This window comes from Thermosynechococcus sp. QS41, assembly GCF_031583515.1.
Taxonomy (GTDB): domain Bacteria; phylum Cyanobacteriota; class Cyanobacteriia; order Thermosynechococcales; family Thermosynechococcaceae; genus Thermosynechococcus.
Map to the genome: position 1 here is coordinate 668,532 of NZ_CP134181.1, position 16,796 is coordinate 685,327.

The window sequence follows — 16,796 nt, forward strand, 5'->3', positions numbered from 1 at the left end:
TGCTTATTGGGAGAACTATGTTAAGAAAATCCATTTGGCTTGCGGTCGCCCTTTGCCTCTGCCTCTGGCAACTGACCCTAGGTACAGCACTGGCCGCTGAACTGACCCCTGACGTCCTGACCGTTCCCCTCAACAGTGAAGGAAAAACCATTACCCTGACGGAAAAGCAATACTTTGAGGGTAAGCGTCTCTTCCAGTATGCTTGCGCCTCCTGCCATGTGGGGGGGATCACCAAAACCAACCCCAATTTGGATTTGCGCACTGAAACCCTGGCTTTGGCCACACCGCCACGGGATAACATCGAAAGCTTGGTGGACTATATGAAAAACCCCACCACCTACGATGGTGAGCAAGAAATTGCTGAGGTGCACCCCAGTCTGCGCAGTGCCGACATTTTTCCCAAAATGCGGAATTTGAACGAAAAAGATCTGGTGGCGATCGCCGGTCACATCCTCGTCGAACCCAAGATTCTTGGGGATAAATGGGGAGGCGGTAAAATTTACTACTAGTCACAACTCAAGAAGGATCTTCCCAACTCATGCACCAACCTCACTCTCGGCTTCGGCCTGTTGTCTGGCTCTGCAGTGGCCTACTGTTCTTGCTGCTGGGCTGGGCGATCGCCCCGGCAACGGCGCTGGCGGCCTCTGGGGTAGATAACTATGTGATCCAATACCTGAAGGTCACAGATACGGTGGAACTGCCCCTCAATGACGGCGGTGAGACCAAAACCTTTACAGCCGTGGACTTGACCCGTGGGAAACGGCTCTTTGAGGAAAACTGCAAAAACTGCCACGTTGGCGGCAGTACACTCCCCAATCCGTTGGTCTCCCTCTCCCTGAAGGATCTCAAGGGAGCCACCCCCCCACGGGATACAATTACCAGTCTGGTGGCCTTCCAGCGATCGCCGAGATCGTACGATGGCAGCGAAGAGAGTTATTCCTGCCGCCGCGTGAGTGAGGACTGGTTGACCACGGAACAGCTTGAGACCTTAGCTGCCTTTATTTTGCGAGCGGCAGCCGTGGCGCCCGGTTGGGGCGTAGAAAGCTTTCCGGACAGTGTCCCCTAGGTTGGGAACTTTGCTACACTGACCTTTGGTGAACCTTGCACCCCTTGATTTTTGGGGCTTTATCCATACCCTGACGCATTCCATGAAAGGAGAACTCCGTTGAAAAAGCTATTCATTTGTGTTTGCGCGATCGCGATCGCGCTGTTTGTCAGCCTCACCCCTGCGGCCTTTGCAGCAGATTTAGCCAATGGTGCCAAAGTCTTTAGCGGCAACTGTGCAGCCTGTCACATGGGGGGTGGCAATGTGGTGATGGCCAACAAAACCCTGAAAAAAGAAGCCCTTGAGCAATTTGGCATGTACTCCGAGGATGCCATTATCTACCAAGTGCAGCACGGCAAAAATGCCATGCCCGCTTTTGCTGGTCGTCTCACCGATGAACAAATTCAAGATGTGGCTGCCTACGTGCTCGATCAAGCCGCCAAGGGTTGGGCAGGCTAAGATTGCCACCGTCTGAAAAAACGATTGATGAAGGGTGTAGGCGTAGGTGCTACATCCTTTTTTTATTCTGTGACTGCCCTCCAAGTCCTGCAAAGATAGATGTTGTGTTCTGCATCCCCTAGGGAATCCTCTCTAGAACCAGTGCAATTCATATAATGATGAAAGACTTGCTCCTACAAAAAGGCGGTACACTTGGGCTATGCCTGCTGCCCCATTGCCAGCAAATGAACCGGAACGGCAACGTGCCCTTGAGCAGTATCGAGTCTTAGATACGCCTCCGGAACCGATCTTTGATGAAATTACGAATTTAGCGGCAGCCATTTGCGAAACCCCCATTGCTTTGATTAGTCTCATCGATCGCCAGCGGCAGTGGTTTAAGTCCAAGGTGGGGCTAGATGCCTGTGAAACCCCACGCAATATTGCCTTTTGTGCCCATGTGATCCTTCAGCCAGAACTGGTGGTGGTACCGGATGCTCGGCTGGATCCCCGCTTTGCCGATAATCCCGTTGTTACAGGGCCGCCCTATATCCGCTTCTATGCGGGGATGCCCTTGATGACGCCCGATGGCTATGGCATTGGTACCCTCTGCGTAGTGGACTATAAGCCGCGTGAGCTAAACCCCGTTCAACAGCAAACCCTGCGCACCCTTGCTCGCCAAGTCATTAGTGAACTGGAAATCCGCCATCACTTAGAGGTTACCCAGCAACAACTGGCCTACATTCAGCAGATGAGCAGCCTCCAAGAGGCGGTCTTCAATAGTAGTAATCACGCCATCATTGCCACCCGTACCGATGGCATTATCACGCTGCTGAATCGAGCTGCTGAGGAATGGCTAGGATATTCTGCCTCAGAACTGGTGGGTAAAGCAACGCCAGAACGTTTCCATGATCCTCAAGAGGTGGAGCGCTATGCCCAGCTCCTCAGTGCGCAATTGGGAGAACCCATTCCTGCGGGGTTTGAGACTCTCGTGGCTCGGGCGCGGCGGGGCTTGGCCGATGAGCAGGAGTGGACATTTGTACGGCGGGATGGCTCTCACTTCCCTGTGTCTCTGTCAGTCACCCCGATTCATGATAGCCAAGAGCAACTGATTGGCTTTTTGGAGTTAGCGGTTGATATTACCGACAAGAAGCAAATTGAGGCAGAGCTGCGACTGCGGGAGCGAGCGATCATTGCCAGTACTAATGGCATTGTGATTACCGACTACCGCCAACCCGATAATCCAATTATCTATGTGAACCCCGCCTTTGAGCGGATGACAGGATACCGAGCAGCGGAGGTGATTGGCAAAAATTGCCGCTTTTTGCAGGGGCGCGATCGCCATCAACCGGGGGCTGAAGCCATTCGTAATGCCATTAAAAAAGGCCAATCCTGTCGGGTGGTGCTGCGCAACTACCGCAAAAACGGCCAACCCTTCTGGAATGAACTGGCCATCTCCCCGATTTATAACGAATTTGGTGAAATTACCCACTACATTGGCATTCAAAGTGATGTCACCGAACGGCAGCGGGCACAACTGTTTTTACAGCAGCAGGTGAAGCGCACGCTCCTGCTCAATCGCATTACCGAGGAAATTCGCCAGCAAATTGAACGGGAGCACATTTGTCGCACGGCAGTGCAGCAGGTGGGAGCAACCCTCAATGTCAGTCGTTGCCTCTTATTTGTCTATCAGGAGAATGCCCCTTCGCCGATGGAATTGGTGGCAGAGTATTGTGCGCCGGGGGTGTCCTCCGTCAAGGAATGCCCTCTCGATTTGAGCCAGATGCGGGGAGCGTTTTTGGAATCGGTTTTTGCCTCCGATGAGGTGTTTAGCTGCGAGGATGTGGCAACAGACAGTCGTCTAACCTCACTTCATGAGTACTGCGAAGTCCTGAGTGTGAAATCTGCGGTGATTGTGCGCACGGCCTATCGCAATCAAGCGAATGGTTTGCTCATTTTGCACCAGTGCGATCGCCAGCGGCGGTGGACGGCAGCCATTAAAAGTTTGCTCAAGAGTGTGGCGGCACAGGTGGGGATTGGCCTTGCCCAAGTACAACTCCTTGAACAGGAAACCCGCCAACGTCAGCAACTGCAACAGCAAATGCAGCGGGCGTTGCTTCTGAATCAAATTACCGAACAGATTCGCCAGAGCCTCGATACGGAAAGGGTGTTTGAAACAACCGTCACCCAAATTGGTCAGGCCTTTGGGGTCAGTCGCTGTTTAATTCATCGCTACGAGCCGGGGCCACCGCCGCGTATTCCCGATGTGGCTGAATACCTGCAACCGGGCTACCCCTCAATGAGGGGGGTCAGTGTGCCCGTGGAAAACAACCCCCACGCCTTGGAGGTTCTCAGGAGTGATGCCGCCGTTGTTTCCCACGATGTGACTCAAGAGCCCCTACTTGGCAGTGCCATTGAGCTGTGTCATCAATTTCAAATCCAGTCAATGCTGGCTATTCGCACCTCCTATAAAGGCGTACCCAATGGCATTATTGGCCTGCATCAGTGCGATCGCCAGCGGCAGTGGACTCCCGATGAGATTGAACTTCTGGAAGCAGTGGCCGCACAAGTGGGGATTGCGATCGCCCAAGCGGAACTCCTGCGCCATGAACAGCAGCAGCGCCAATTATTGGCTCAGCAAAACCAAGAACTCGAACAAGCCCGCCTGCAAGCAGAACTGGCCAACCGGGCCAAGAGTGAATTTTTGGCCACCATGAGCCATGAAATCCGCACCCCCATGAATGCGGTTTTGGGCTTTACGAATTTGCTCTTGGATACGCCCCTCAATGAGCAGCAACGGGACTTTTTGCAAACTCTGCACCAAGCCGGCGAGGCACTCCTGACAATTATTAACGACATTCTTGACTTCTCGAAAATTGAATCGGGCAAGTTGGTACTGGAGCAGCAGTTCTTTGATGTGCGCGAGTGTGTGGAGGATGTCCTGAGCCTATTGGCCAGCAAAGCCGAGGAGAAGGAGTTAGAGTTACTTTACACCTGTACCCCCGAAACCCCTGCCCAAGTTAAAGGGGACGTGACCCGGCTACGGCAGATCCTCGTTAACCTAGTGGGCAATGGCATTAAGTTTACCCACGAAGGCCAAGTCGTCGTCCATGTGAGCGCGGTCAAGCACGAGGGCAAGGATTTTCTCCAATTTCAAGTTCAGGATACGGGCATTGGCATTCCTAGCGATCGCTTGGATCGGCTCTTCAAGCCCTTTAGTCAAGTGGATGCCTCGACGACGCGCGAGTATGGCGGCACAGGCCTAGGGCTAGTCATTAGCAAACGCCTCTGTGAGCTAATGGGCGGCGATATGTCCGTTGAGAGTACTGAAGGTCAAGGTACAACCTTTACCTTTACGATCCTCGCTGAGGGGCAAAAACCCTATGTACCGCCAACGCTTCATCCGGCTTTGGAGGGCAAGCGTGTCCTCGTTGTTGATGACAATGCCGCTAGCCGTGAGAATCTCTGCACATTACTGCAAAACTGGGGGATGGTGCCTATCGGGTATGGCAATCCCCAACTGGTTCTAGAGGCCGCTCCCCAGTGGGATTTGGCAGTAATTGATTTGAATATGCCCGAGATGACTGGGCTTCAGTTAGCAGAGCGGTTGCAATCAGAGCCGCACTTCAATCAACAGCCGATTATTTTGCTCACACCCCTGAGTTGGCTGGAAACCGCTAGTCGCAAGGAGTTGATTACAGCCCACGTCCCCAAACCCATTCGCCCTCTCACCCTACGGCAAACCCTAATTAAGACCCTTAGCAGTGAATCTGCAACTCAACCTGCCCTGACAAAAACAGGCATTGATCCCAACTTGGGCAGTCGCTTTCCGCTGCGTATCCTCCTTGCCGAGGATAATGCTGTTAACCAAAAGGTGGCACTGCATATTCTCAAGCGGATGGGCTACCGTGCCGATGTGGCGGCCAATGGCCTCGAGGTGCTTGAAGCACTGCAACAGCGCCCCTACGATGTTGTGCTCATGGATGTGCAAATGCCAAAGATGGATGGCCTCGAGACCACCGAACGCATCTGTGCCCAATGGCCTCCCAGCCAGCGTCCTTGGATTATTGCCATGACGGCAAATGCCCTAGCTGGCGATCGCGAACGCTGCTTTGCGGCGGGGATGGATGACTACATCAGTAAACCGATTAAAATTGAAGCCCTTGCCGCGGCCCTCAACCGCTGTCGCTGCCTCAGTCCCAAGACCACCTATCCGCAACTGTGTGAGCAGATCAGCTTTGAGGGTGATCAGAATACAGCAGAGTCTATGACCTAGAGATACTTAGCCAAGAGCAGATGCAGTTTCTCCTTGGTGGCTGCGGGTACCTTGTCAAGGGGAGTGAGAATGGCATTCTTTAAGGCACGGTGGGCTTTAGAGGCTGGTGGATTGGCATGGAGGCGTTTGACGGTTTCACAGATAATGGCTTGGGCATTTTTGACATTGCGCTGCAGGTTGGTCACAATCATCTCCACAGTAACGGAGTCGTGTTCTGGGTGCCAGCAATCGTAGTCAGTCACCAGAGCCAAGGTTGCGTAGGCAATCTCCGCTTCGCGAGCTAATTTGGCCTCTGGTAGGTTGGTCATACCAATCACCGTTCCGCCCCAAGAGCGGTAGAGATTCGACTCCGCAAGTGTCGAGAAGGCAGGCCCTTCCATACACACATAGGTACCTTGGCGGTGCAGGGTGACATCGGGCAGGTTGAGATCGGCGATCGCATCAGCAAGAACAGCAGCAAGGGCAGGACACACCGGATCGGCAAAGCCAATGTGCGCCACAATGCCATCCCCAAAGAATGTGGAAATGCGGTTACGGGTACGGTCAATAAACTGATCGGGCACCACCATATCAAGGGGTTTCACCTGTTCCTGTAGGGAACCCACCGCAGACGCAGAAAGCAGGTACTCGACCCCAAGGGATTTGAAGCCATAGATGTTGGCACGAAAGGGAATCTCCGTCGGCAGTAGATGGTGATCGCGGCCATGACGTGCCAAAAAGACGACTGGAACCCCAGCAATCTTGCCGCAAATAAAGGCATCGGAAGGATCACCAAAGGGCGTAGTCAGACGTACCTCTTCGACATCGGTGAGGGCCTCCATCTTGTAGAGACCACTACCGCCAATAATGCCAATTTTTGCAGTCATGGAGATTCCTAAAACACCAATCGGCAATAGCTTAGCACTAGTTGCCCCAATTTTGATGGTTTAGAGGCTACCGAGGGGGTTGAACTGGTAGTTGGAGCCTTTAGGGCCATTGGGTCCCGGTGCTGCTTGCACCAGAGGAACTCGATCAAAGGTACCACTGGCGGTTTGCCCCTGAATTTGTACCCCTTGGCGGAGCAGTTGTTGGGTGCTGGCGCGATCGCCCCCTTGAACCATCGCTTGGGCAAGGGCTTGAGTTGCATCGTAGGCAGTTGTGGTGCGCCAACTAATTTGCCCCCGCCACGCTTGTGCGGCCTGCTGCGCAAAGGGATCATTGGGGTTAGTACTCCAAGGCACTGCTAGAATCATGCCATTGATGGCGCTATCCCCCTTGATCAGTAAATCAGGGCTGTAGAGTTGATCACTACCAAACAACTGCACGGGGGTAGTTTGGGTTTGATTGGCAATAGCAAGGGCAACGGCATCATTCACCCGGGCGCGACTCATGGCCAAAATGACCACATTGGCTCCCGCTTGCTGTGCTGTGGTCATTGCTGTATTGGCATTAAAGCCGGGGGCGGCCACATCCATCTGTTGCACCACTTGCGCACCAAACCGAGGCAGAGCAGCGACTAATTTAGTTTTCAGTTCATCACTGTAGGGACTATCGCTGTTGTAGAGAACAGCCACTTTGGCATTAGGGACTTTTTTCGCAGCGGCTTGGGCGAGGGTATTGGCGGCATTGTCAAGGTAGGTATTGAGGAGTTGTTGCCCCTTTTCACTCAAAGATAGGGTTTGCACTTGAACCGTGCCGTTGTCTTGGGGGATGACATTCGTGGTCAGGGGAGAAAGAGCCGCAATCCCCGCTTGCTCATAAACCTGTAGAGCGGCACGACTATTGGCGTCGGTGCCATGACCCAGTACCCCTTGGATTGAACTGTTGATCAAATCTTCGGCCAAACTGGTTACACCATTGGGGCTGTTTTCATTGACAATGGCGACTTCAAGGGCACGACTGGGGCCACTGGCATTAAAGCGCTCTTGGTACTGAGCGACCCCCCGCAGAATTTCCTTGGCAGTATCGGGGCTAGTACCAATGGGAACAACGGTGGCCATCGTCATCGGATTGCCGGCTTGGCGGGCACGGGCATTGTTAAGATAAATGCGCGCCTCTGGATCATTGGGATCGAGGGTGACGAGTTCTTGATACTTGGCGATCGCCTGTGCCCAATCTCCCTGATCAAAGGCAAGGGCGGCTTCTTGCTTCAGGGCTGCTCGCTGCGGATTGGGTTCACTGATCAGGATGCGCTCCCCTTGGCTAATATAGGCTGTGTTGCGAGCAGTGGTTTTGCTCACCAAGTGGTTGCCACTGGTTGTCCCTCCTATCGGCAGTGGCGTAGTGCCGTTGCGGTTGGCAATAAAGATTCGATAGCCAAGGAAACCAATACCACCCGCGAGTAATAGAACCACCCCAAGGGCAGCAGCAACTAGCGGTAGTTTCCACTTTCCAGCCCCGGCAGCACTATTACCACTGGCAGGATTCATGGCCTCACGGGGTAGTCCGCAGATGTCACAGTCGGGGCCAAAGTTTTCATAGGGGGGGTGGGCACCGCTGGCATTGGGGTAGGATTTACCGTTTTTAGGTACGCCATCGCACTTCCAAGAACCGGGAGATGGTGCCATGATGCCCCCCTTTCAAGTGAATTTGGATCAGTGTACTGTCCTAAGCACGGGCAAGAACAGGATTGTCGTCTTCGGCGTCTTCGGTGTCGGCCTCTTCTTCAAGGACAATCGTCATGAAGCGGAGGATGTTTTCATTGAGGCGCATAGCGCGTTCTAGGGGGGCGATCGCCGTCCCAGCAGCGGTATAGGTCATCAGAATGTAGTAGCCCTCCCGCAGTTTCTTGATCGGGTAGGCAAACCGACGCTTGCCCCGATTTTGCACCTTAAGCTTTGTCGCACCCTGTTCTTCTAAAAAAGTGCGAAATTGGCTAATGGTTTGTTCCAGTTGTTCTTCGCCCACATCAGGACGAACAATATAGAGCGTTTCGTAGTTCCGTGTAATCATTGAGGTCAACTCCCTTTGGACAAATGGCCTTTTGACGGATGCAAAAAGCAAGGCTTTATAATTTTAGCACCGCAGTTTGCCATTCTTGGCAAGGAAAAAAGGGGACTAATTCACTATGGTGGAACGGTTTGTGCGGGTACAGACCACGGGGGGACAGATTCATTACGGCACACTGCAACTCAACCGCGAAGTGATGATTTGGGATGCGGCACCGTGGCTCCACGGCCAACCCACGAACCAAGTCCTCAGTCCCGATAGCTATCAACTCTTGGCTCCCTGCTCCCCCTCAAAAATTGTTGCTGTCGGACGCAACTATGTGAAGCACGCTGCCGAAATGGGCGATAGCGTGCCCCCTGAGCCATTAATTTTTCTAAAACCACCGACAACGGTTCAAGCCCCCGGCTGTCCCATTTGGTATCCGCCCCAAGTAAAGCGGGTGGACTATGAGGGGGAATTGGCGGTGGTCATTGGTCGTCGTACCCGTGCCTGCCCTGAAAATGAAGCTCTTGAGCATATTTGGGGTTACACGATCGCCAACGATGTCACGGCTCGGGATCTGCAGCAGCGGGAGCAGCAATGGACGCGGGCCAAGGGGTTTGACACCTTTTGCCCCCTAGGGCCTTGGATTGTGCGAGAGGTTCCTAGCGATGCGCGGTTGCAAACCTTTATTAATGAGGCCGCGCAACCCGTCCAATCAGCAACGATTGATCAAATGGTTTTCTCACCCGCCAAGTTGGTGAGTTTCATTAGCTATGTGATGACACTGCTGCCGGGGGATGTGGTATTGACGGGGACACCCGCAGGAATTGGTGCATTACAGGTGGGCGATCGCGTGCGCGTCGAAATTGAAGGCATTGGCAGCCTCCTGTCGGTAGTCACAACACCGGAGACCCCTTGGACACCCCCCTTAGGTCGCGCCTATTAGGAATATCCCTCTTTAATGACTTTAGGCGGATGAAAAGACACATTGTCGGCTCCATTGATGCACCAGTGGACAGATATAGCTATTCCAATAAGGAATGAGATATCATCCAGCACAATACTTGCGAATCACTTCATCAATCGAACTGTTTGACCCTGCATACATCCGCGCTCGCTTCAACGCACTGAAGTCGTGCTCAATCACATTCAAATCAGGAGAGTATTTCGGTAAAAATAACACCTCGTGACCCGCCGCTTTCACCACTGCCTGAATCACCCCTTTTGGATGAATCGGTGCATTATCCATCATCAACAACGACGGTCTCTTTAACGTCGGCAAACAGTACTGACTCAGCCAACTCACAAACCCTACCGCATTCAAGTATCCGCAAAACAGCATTGGGGCGATGAAGTCTTTCTGGTGTCTATACCGTCCTGCGACTCAACTCTCTCTTTTCTGACGCTTCCCCGCTCGCTCTCCATCAATTCGTTGGCCTCGCGCTGACCACCCATACTCACACTCCACCCGAGAGTCAAACCCCCTCTCATCGATAGACACCACCGTTTCCTCCCCATGGCTCTCTACCCATGTGTCGAGCTGCTGTTGGTACGCTTGTCGCTCTTCTTCACACCGTTCTTGGTAACGCATCTGTTTTTTTTTCGGGTGATGCCCATCTGGGCGAGGGCATAGCTAATGGTGGAAACTTGGACGCCAAATCGCTGGGCACGGTCGATTAAACGGTCATCGAGATGGGCAGCAACATCGGCTGCTAAGGCCGCCCAATCCAGCTTCCAAGGACGACGGGGGACAACCGTGGGCGCTAAGTTCTCTCGCTTCAGCCAGCGATGGATGGTGGCGCGGCTCACCTGAAAAATTTGAGTCGCTTCACTGATTTTGCCACCTTGCTGGATGTAGGAGACAACCCGCTCTCGTCAGTCCAAGCTATAGCTCATATTCTTGAGTAACATTCATGACGCTTTGAGTATAGCCTATCCCTCTTGAAAATATCTCACTCCCTTTCGAAATAGCTATAATGTTACAAAGAGCTGGTCTGAGGCCGTGGCCACCCATTTTGAACGGCAATTACAACGTCTGCGCAGTGACTTGCTGCGACTGGGAACACTGGTGGAAAGTGCCTGTCAGTTGGCCTATGGTGTCTTGATTGAGCGACATCTCCTCAGTGTCGAGCAGTTGATCCAAAGGGAGTGGGACATTGACCGCAGCGCCCAAGAACTCAATCGTGAGGCGATCGCCCTGCTGACATTGCAAGCTCCTGTGGCCGAGGATCTCCGATTTTTGGTCATGCTCTCGCACCTCTGCCGCGATCTAGAGCGGATCGGCGATTATGCCCTTGAAATTGGCCGTGCGGGTCAAACGCTGCTGCGCTATCCACCCCCACCCTACCTTGAGGACATCCGCTTGATGTTCCAGCGATCGCAACTGTTACTATCGGAAGCCCTATCCGCCATTGCCAATTTGGATCCTGAGGTGGGGCTAGCCCTTGCCAACTGCGATGATGCCGTCGATGCCGACTATCAACGTCTTTATGAGCGACTCTGCACCCCTTTGGATCCGCAAGAACCAGTGGAATTGCGCTTAATCCTCCTGCTGCTGATTCGCAACCTAGAGCGCATTGGTGATCATGCGGTAACCATTGGCCAGCGCGTCTGCTTCATTGTGCGGGGGGAAGACCCCTAGGAAAAATTGACGTTTTATGCTCGCTGTGCGCTGAATTGCGTCCACAACCTTTGAGAATAGAACTAGTCCTAATTCATAAGTGTTGTCGTGCCTGTGCTCGAATCTGAGGATGGGCCTGTTGGGAGGTAAGGCATGAGGTTAAGCCGTCGTTCTTTTTTGTACGGTGCTGCGGCACTGACACTGATGCCGTGGGTTTGGCAAACGGCAGGCGGCTCCTTGGCAGACTCTCTTCGTCCGTGGCGAGCACTCCTGATTGGCATTAACCACTATCCCCAGTTAGTGGGTGTGCCCCCTTTAGGCGGTTGTCTAACGGATGTTGAGCTAGTGAAAAACCTATTGCTAGATGGCTGGGGGCTAGCGGACAGTGACATTACGCTACTGACGGAACAGGCGGCAACCCTCGATGCGGTTCAAGAAACCCTAGGGGTGCTGGAGCACGCGGGTCAGCCCCTGTTAGTTTACTTTAGTGGCTACGGCACGCTTTGGCAGCAACAACCAGCACTGGTTTTCGCCGATGCCACCGCAGCAGGTGAGGGCATCTTACCGCTTGCTGAATTACTGCGTACCAAAGGGGTACAGGTATGGCTCGACACCCGCTTTAGCCCGCCACTCATTGAGGGGGAGATGTTGCGCTGGCGATTTGTGCCGTTGCAGCCTGTAGAGAGCCGTGGCACAGGCCAAGTTCCCAAGGATCATCTGCTCTGGGCCGATTTGGGGGTAGAAACGCACCTGAATGGCGTTCCTATGGGACTCTTTACTGCTAGTTTGAGCCATTATCTAGCGGCTTTGGGGGGCGATCGCCCTTTGGCGACGAGCCTGATGTACACCGCCGATGAACTGCGCTGGCAAACCGGGGCAGAAATTCATCTCGTCAGCGATAGCTTGCCGGGGAATGTCCCCCTATCCCACGGCTTTGACGGTGTGGTGCAAAGTACCGGTCACGATCGCGCCCTTCAGGTTTGGTGTGGCGGCCTCAGTCCTTGGCTATTAGCCCATTGTCATCCCCACAGTCGTTGGAGCACTGCTGACGGTGCCACGGTCGTTGACATGGTTAGTTTTAATGGCATCATGGCTCAGGGGGTAAGTGGTCAGCCCCTGCAAGTGGGCGATCGCCTCTATGAGCAACAACGGCGCCTAGGGAAAAATCTGCAGCTACAAGTGGCACTAGACCCCAAGCTGAGCAAGATTGAGCGGGTAGATGCCATCAATGCGCTGACCAACGAAGAGAACGTTGCTGTGCTCAACGGCAGTGAGTCGCTCCCAGATGTGGTTCTCACCAGAAGTGCCACAGGGGGTAGCTATGGATTGGAATGGCCGGTGGGAACGTTGCTCCAACACAGTTGCACAGGTACCAATGAAGCTGCTAAAGCCAGCATCCGTCGCTTGAACCCCCTGCTGAATGCCCTGCTGGCTCAAAAATGGCTGACACTGACCTTGAACCCCACCTCTAGTCAGGTGGCCGTGTGTACAACCCTTGAGCAACTATCGCCAACCGCAAAACTCTTAAGCCGCCAATCCCCACCCCGCAGCCCCAATTCCCTGCCGGAGGTCCTGAGCACCAAGCTGCCAGCCACGAACTTAGACACGCCCCTCACCTTGGCCAAGGGGGATACTTGCCGCTGGAGCCTCTACAATTATGGCGATCGCTCCCTCAACATTGTCGCCTTTGCATGGGATAGCAGTCAGGGCATTCTCCTCCTGCCGCTGCAAACACAGTCGTGGCAGTTGGCGGTTGCGCCGGGCTTGAATATTCCCCTTTATACGTGGACGCTGAATCGCCCTTGCCAATGGCTGAAGGTTTTTATCATCAGCAGCCACCGCCCCCTGACTCGTTTTAGTCAACTGAGTAGCCACCCTAGCCATTCAGAGCCATTGCTAATTTCTGGTGAGGATAGTCTTGCCTTGGTTCTCGGTCTGCTAGGGGATCTCAGCAGTGAACCGGAAGGGAATGAGTTTTGCTTGGATGTGCGGGAGTGGTGTACCCAAGGCTTCACGCTGCGGGTGGTCTAGGCCAAGCGCCGCCGCAACAGGGGTTGAATGAGTAGGCTCATCCCCACGGCAACCGCCAAAAGAATCAGCAGCGCTGCTCCCAAGCTTAGGGATCCCCAAGGCGCTACCATGACCACATCACTAAACTGCCAGTCAGGATGTAAATAGACATAGCGAATCGGTTCAATCGCCAAACTGAGGGGGTTGAGGCTGGCAATCCACTGCAACCAGCGCGGCATAAACGACAGGGGCACCAAGGCAGTACTGGCAAAGAGTAACGGCAGGTTGATCACAAAAATCACCGCCAACAGTTCAATGTGACCGGGCAAGGCAAAGGTGAGTCCCAGACTTAGGGCTGTCACACCAAAAACCAAGATTAGTACGGTGGCCAAGACAACTCCAATGCCCGCTAAATTCGGTAGCCCCGTTCCTAGCAGCACCCCTAGGCTGGCGATCGCCACCACCTGAATCAAACTCAGGGTTGTGATGAACAAAGCCGAGGCCAACACAATTGAAAACCGCGAAGCCAATGGCGCCACCAACAGCCGATTCAAAAAGCCAAACTCACGGTCAAACATCACCGGCAGCCCCGCATTGAGGGCACCACTAAAGGCGGTAAAGACAATAATACCGGCACAGAGAAACTGACCGTAATTGGTACTCTCGCCAAACAGACCCTGCGGCACATTCTGGAAGAGGGCACCAAAGAGGATCAGCCAAATCAAGGGTTGTACCACCCCCGCCACCAGTGTTGAAGGGCGCCGTTGCAGTTGGATAAACAGGCGACGGGTCAAAGCGAGCGTTTCCTGAATGAATTCACCTGAGAAAATACCGGGAACAGCCCTTGCTGAAGCGGTGGTCATAACGCAACTCCGAGATCAAACCTGTTTTCTAGGGTAGCAAGGCCTCTAAACCTTGGCGGCGCCTTTCTTTTCGCTCTTTTTCGGTTTTGCTGGTGCCACCTGCATTGCCCAGTTGCGGGTGAGGATCATGCGGGGGTGAATTAAGCGGTGCTGGTCAACCAACCACAACAGCGTGCGATCGCACACCCGCCACACTGCCTCCTGTAAATTTTGGTGAGCCACCTTGCGCAATTCCTCTAGCTCCACTGTCTGGCCTCGCCCCGGCTCCAAGCTATCCGCGAGAAACACAACACAACTCAAGGCATCCATTCCCGGTTGACCCAAGGTATGGTTGGCGACGGCTGCTAAGACCTGTTCATCGGTAATGCCAAATTGCTGTCGCGCCACAAGGGCACTCACATCCGCGTGAAGCAGGTGGGGATCCGCCTCATCCACCTCCGTAATTGGCAGCCCCGCCTCCCGTGCCATGCTCAATAGCCGCTCCGGCGGAAAGTACTTTGCCAAATCGTGTAATAACCCCGCCCACGCCGCCCGATCCACATCCAAGCCATGGTGGAGAGCCAGCTCCGCCGCCATCGTTTCTACCCGCAGGATATGTTGGAGTCGGGGTGCCGGCACATTCTCCGTCAACCACGCCAAAACCTGCTGGCGATCGCACAGCGAATCTTTAGCATCAGTTGTCACAAGCGGGGTCATAGCCAAAGCCACAGCAGGGATGATGAAGTGCTACCCTTGTATCATACCGAAGGCTCTTTTCACAAGGTTGGGAAACTCTTGAAACCGTCAAAGCAACTGTAGAGCAGGATAAACTTTCTCCTTATGCATCCCATATTTTTTTAAGAAAAGGCTGTAAGCGTTTTGTCCAACTTCCGTAATTTCACGGATAGGGTAAGGCAAAGAAAAAAGAGTATCGTAAAAGTACGGAGTCGTCCTGTGGAAGCTATTGAATCATACTAGCGGTGGGGGCACATTCCTGTGAGCTGTGACTTGAAAACAGGTCACCCTATCACCCTTCCCCCTGTTGAACGTGCTGTTCATCCCCTTGGCTGCTTATGAGTTACTGCCTAAACCCAAACTGTGTCAAGCCAGAAAACCCCGATGATGTAGAGGTTTGCCAATCCTGTGGCAGCAAATTGTTGCTCAACGATCAATACAAAGCCATTAAAGTGCTGGGGCGAGGGGGGTTTGGCACGACCTTCTTGGCGATTGATACAAAGTTGCCCGGCAATCCCAGTTGTGTGATTAAACAATTACGGCCAGCCGCCACCGCCCCCCATATCTTGGCTATGGCGCGGGAACTCTTTTTGCGGGAAGCGACCACCCTCGGCAAAGTTGGCAATCACCCCCAACTGCCGCGTCTGCTTGGCTACTTTGAAAATGAAAATGAGTTCTATCTCATCCAAGAATATGTGGGTGGCCTCACCCTGCAACAGGAGGTCAAACGCTTTGGCCCCAAAAGTGAAGAAGAGGTGAAGCAGGTTTTGCAGGAAGTGCTGCCCATCCTTGATTACCTACACAAAAATGGTGTGATCCACCGTGACATTAAGCCTGCCAACTTGATCCGCCGTGATATTGACAACAAGCTAGTGCTCATTGACTTTGGTGCAGTCAAAGACAAAGTCACCCAGGCGATGGTGGAAAATGCCCCAGAGCTATCCACATTTACCAGCTTTGCCGTGGGAACGCCCATGTATGCGCCGCCGGAGCAAATGGCCATGCGTCCCATCTATGCCAGCGATATTTACGCTCTGGGTGTCACCTGTGTTTATCTCCTCACTGGTAAATCACCCAAAGAGATTGAGCGAGATCCGCACACGGGGGAATGGCATTGGAAGCGGTACGTCAAAAATATCTCCCCTGAGTTTGCCGCTCTCCTCGACAAAATGCTGGAGGATAGCGTTAAAAACCGTTACCAAAGCGCGATCGATGTCCTAGCCGATCTCCAGCTCCTTGATTGCCAAGAAACACCTGCGCTGGCTGCCCCTACCGTTACAGCAGAGGATGATGACCTCAGTAATGCCCTTGCAGCCCCTCCCAGCCAAGGCCGACCCCGTGGATCAGCTCAGTCCTCTAGTTATGCCTCCTCTGTGCGTCAAAATGCTGCAGCAGCTCGGTTGCGCCAATCGCGGATGACAGGATCTCCATGGGGTGGGCCGCCAGTTGTGGGGGCAGGCTCGGGTCAGCATCTGCGCCCCAAAGTCACCGTACGGATGACGGCTGCCCAAGTGCTAACGGCCTATAAGCGGGGAGAACGGGATTTTGTGGATATCGATCTCTCCAATGTGGTATTGCGCAATGCCGATCTCTCCGGTGCCAATTTTGCCAACGCCAATTTTACCAATGCTGATTTGAAGGGTTGTATCCTCACCAATGTGGTCTTGCGGGAAGCCAATCTTCAGGGAGCTAACCTGAGTGATGCCAATCTCTGCGGTGCCTATCTGGTGCAAGCCAACTTTGAGCGGGCAAATTTGAAGGGAGCAAAATTGCAGGATGCCTCGATCTCAGGAGCCAACTTTACCGGTGCCGATATTTCTGGGGCAGACTTCAGTATGGTCTCTGGAATGGTTCAAGGCCAACTCGATCGCGCCAAGAAGAACTGGTTTACAAAGTTGCCTAAATAGAGGGGCGAGTTTGCCC

At 53.5% G+C, this 16,796-nt stretch carries 13 protein-coding genes and 1 pseudogene; 8 read left to right on the forward strand and 6 right to left on the reverse strand.

Annotated features, from left to right (window positions below; all coding sequences use genetic code 11):
• Positions 1–17: 17 nt before the first annotated feature.
• The 4 genes from psbV to RHJ80_RS03130 all read left to right on the forward strand — a co-directional run bounded on the left by psbV (position 18) and on the right by RHJ80_RS03130 (position 5,756).
• The gene (gene psbV, locus RHJ80_RS03115) at positions 18–509 is read left to right on the forward strand and encodes a photosystem II cytochrome c-550 (protein ID WP_302676857.1); all 492 of its coding nucleotides are present in this window, start codon (positions 18–20) and stop codon (positions 507–509) included.
• Positions 510–538: 29 nt separating this feature from the next.
• Complete coding sequence (psbV2, locus tag RHJ80_RS03120; protein WP_206201023.1) at positions 539–1,066, forward strand: photosystem II cytochrome PsbV2; 528 nt, start codon at positions 539–541, stop codon at positions 1,064–1,066.
• A 99-nt stretch (positions 1,067–1,165) separates the two neighbouring features.
• Positions 1,166–1,504: a cytochrome c6 PetJ gene (gene petJ, locus RHJ80_RS03125; RefSeq protein WP_302676856.1), complete on the forward strand. Its 339-nt coding sequence runs from the start codon at positions 1,166–1,168 to the stop codon at positions 1,502–1,504.
• A gap of 199 nt (positions 1,505–1,703) precedes the next feature.
• Complete coding sequence (locus RHJ80_RS03130; RefSeq protein ID WP_310801441.1) at positions 1,704–5,756, forward strand: GAF domain-containing protein; 4,053 nt, start codon at positions 1,704–1,706, stop codon at positions 5,754–5,756.
• Here the strand turns inward: RHJ80_RS03130 and RHJ80_RS03135 are convergent.
• The 3 genes from RHJ80_RS03135 to rpsF are packed head-to-tail and all read right to left on the reverse strand — an operon-like array spanning position 5,753 to position 8,687.
• Positions 5,753–6,622, reverse strand: a complete 870-nt coding sequence (locus RHJ80_RS03135; RefSeq protein WP_310801442.1) for an S-methyl-5'-thioadenosine phosphorylase — start codon at positions 6,620–6,622, stop codon at positions 5,753–5,755. The genes RHJ80_RS03130 and RHJ80_RS03135 overlap by 4 nt on opposite strands.
• A 60-nt stretch (positions 6,623–6,682) precedes the next feature.
• Positions 6,683–8,302 (reverse strand): ABC transporter substrate-binding protein, encoded by a 1,620-nt coding sequence (locus RHJ80_RS03140; protein WP_206201027.1) that lies wholly within the window; start codon positions 8,300–8,302, stop codon positions 6,683–6,685.
• Between the two features lie 40 nt (positions 8,303–8,342).
• On the reverse strand, positions 8,343–8,687 hold the full coding sequence (gene rpsF, locus RHJ80_RS03145) for a 30S ribosomal protein S6 (RefSeq protein ID WP_206201028.1): 345 nt from the start codon (positions 8,685–8,687) through the stop codon (positions 8,343–8,345).
• Between the two features lie 115 nt (positions 8,688–8,802).
• Between rpsF and RHJ80_RS03150 the strand changes: the two genes are divergently transcribed.
• Positions 8,803–9,612 carry a fumarylacetoacetate hydrolase family protein gene (locus RHJ80_RS03150; protein ID WP_206201029.1) on the forward strand — a complete coding sequence of 270 codons (810 nt, stop codon included), beginning with the start codon at positions 8,803–8,805 and terminating at the stop codon, positions 9,610–9,612.
• Between the two features lie 102 nt (positions 9,613–9,714).
• Here the strand turns inward: RHJ80_RS03150 and RHJ80_RS03155 are convergent.
• A pseudogene (locus RHJ80_RS03155) lies at positions 9,715–10,520 on the reverse strand (IS630 family transposase).
• A gap of 148 nt (positions 10,521–10,668) precedes the next feature.
• On the opposite strand from RHJ80_RS03155, the gene phoU reads away from it, so the two are divergent.
• A complete protein-coding gene (gene phoU, locus RHJ80_RS03160; protein WP_310801443.1) occupies positions 10,669–11,307 on the forward strand; it encodes a phosphate signaling complex protein PhoU in 639 nt (212 codons plus the stop codon).
• A 132-nt stretch (positions 11,308–11,439) separates the two neighbouring features.
• A complete protein-coding gene (locus tag RHJ80_RS03165) occupies positions 11,440–13,317 on the forward strand; it encodes a caspase family protein (protein WP_310801444.1) in 1,878 nt (625 codons plus the stop codon).
• Here the strand turns inward: RHJ80_RS03165 and RHJ80_RS03170 are convergent.
• A complete protein-coding gene (locus tag RHJ80_RS03170; RefSeq protein WP_149820969.1) occupies positions 13,314–14,159 on the reverse strand; it encodes an ABC transporter permease in 846 nt (281 codons plus the stop codon). The two genes, RHJ80_RS03165 and RHJ80_RS03170, sit on opposite strands and share 4 nt — an antisense overlap.
• Positions 14,160–14,204: 45 nt before the next feature.
• Complete coding sequence (gene yqeK / locus RHJ80_RS03175) at positions 14,205–14,855, reverse strand: bis(5'-nucleosyl)-tetraphosphatase (symmetrical) YqeK (RefSeq protein WP_149820967.1); 651 nt, start codon at positions 14,853–14,855, stop codon at positions 14,205–14,207.
• Between the two features lie 356 nt (positions 14,856–15,211).
• On the opposite strand from yqeK, the gene RHJ80_RS03180 reads away from it, so the two are divergent.
• On the forward strand, positions 15,212–16,780 hold the full coding sequence (locus RHJ80_RS03180) for a serine/threonine-protein kinase (RefSeq protein ID WP_310801445.1): 1,569 nt from the start codon (positions 15,212–15,214) through the stop codon (positions 16,778–16,780).
• Positions 16,781–16,796 lie beyond the last annotated feature (16 nt).

Excerpts from the sequence above, each read along its gene's own strand:
- RHJ80_RS03180 (WP_310801445.1), top strand. The coding sequence starts at position 15,212 with ATGAGTTACTGCCTAAACCCAAACTGTGTCAAGCCAGAAAACCCCGAT.
- RHJ80_RS03135 (WP_310801442.1), bottom strand. The coding sequence starts at position 6,622 with ATGACTGCAAAAATTGGCATTATTGGCGGTAGTGGTCTCTACAAGATG.
- RHJ80_RS03165 (WP_310801444.1), top strand. The coding sequence starts at position 11,440 with ATGAGGTTAAGCCGTCGTTCTTTTTTGTACGGTGCTGCGGCACTGACA.
- RHJ80_RS03140 (WP_206201027.1), bottom strand. The coding sequence starts at position 8,302 with ATGGCACCATCTCCCGGTTCTTGGAAGTGCGATGGCGTACCTAAAAAC.
- RHJ80_RS03150 (WP_206201029.1), top strand. The coding sequence starts at position 8,803 with ATGGTGGAACGGTTTGTGCGGGTACAGACCACGGGGGGACAGATTCAT.
- rpsF (WP_206201028.1), bottom strand. The coding sequence starts at position 8,687 with ATGATTACACGGAACTACGAAACGCTCTATATTGTTCGTCCTGATGTG.
- psbV (WP_302676857.1), top strand. The coding sequence starts at position 18 with ATGTTAAGAAAATCCATTTGGCTTGCGGTCGCCCTTTGCCTCTGCCTC.
- psbV2 (WP_206201023.1), top strand. The coding sequence starts at position 539 with ATGCACCAACCTCACTCTCGGCTTCGGCCTGTTGTCTGGCTCTGCAGT.
- RHJ80_RS03170 (WP_149820969.1), bottom strand. The coding sequence starts at position 14,159 with ATGACCACCGCTTCAGCAAGGGCTGTTCCCGGTATTTTCTCAGGTGAA.
- yqeK (WP_149820967.1), bottom strand. The coding sequence starts at position 14,855 with ATGACCCCGCTTGTGACAACTGATGCTAAAGATTCGCTGTGCGATCGC.
- RHJ80_RS03130 (WP_310801441.1), top strand. The coding sequence starts at position 1,704 with ATGCCTGCTGCCCCATTGCCAGCAAATGAACCGGAACGGCAACGTGCC.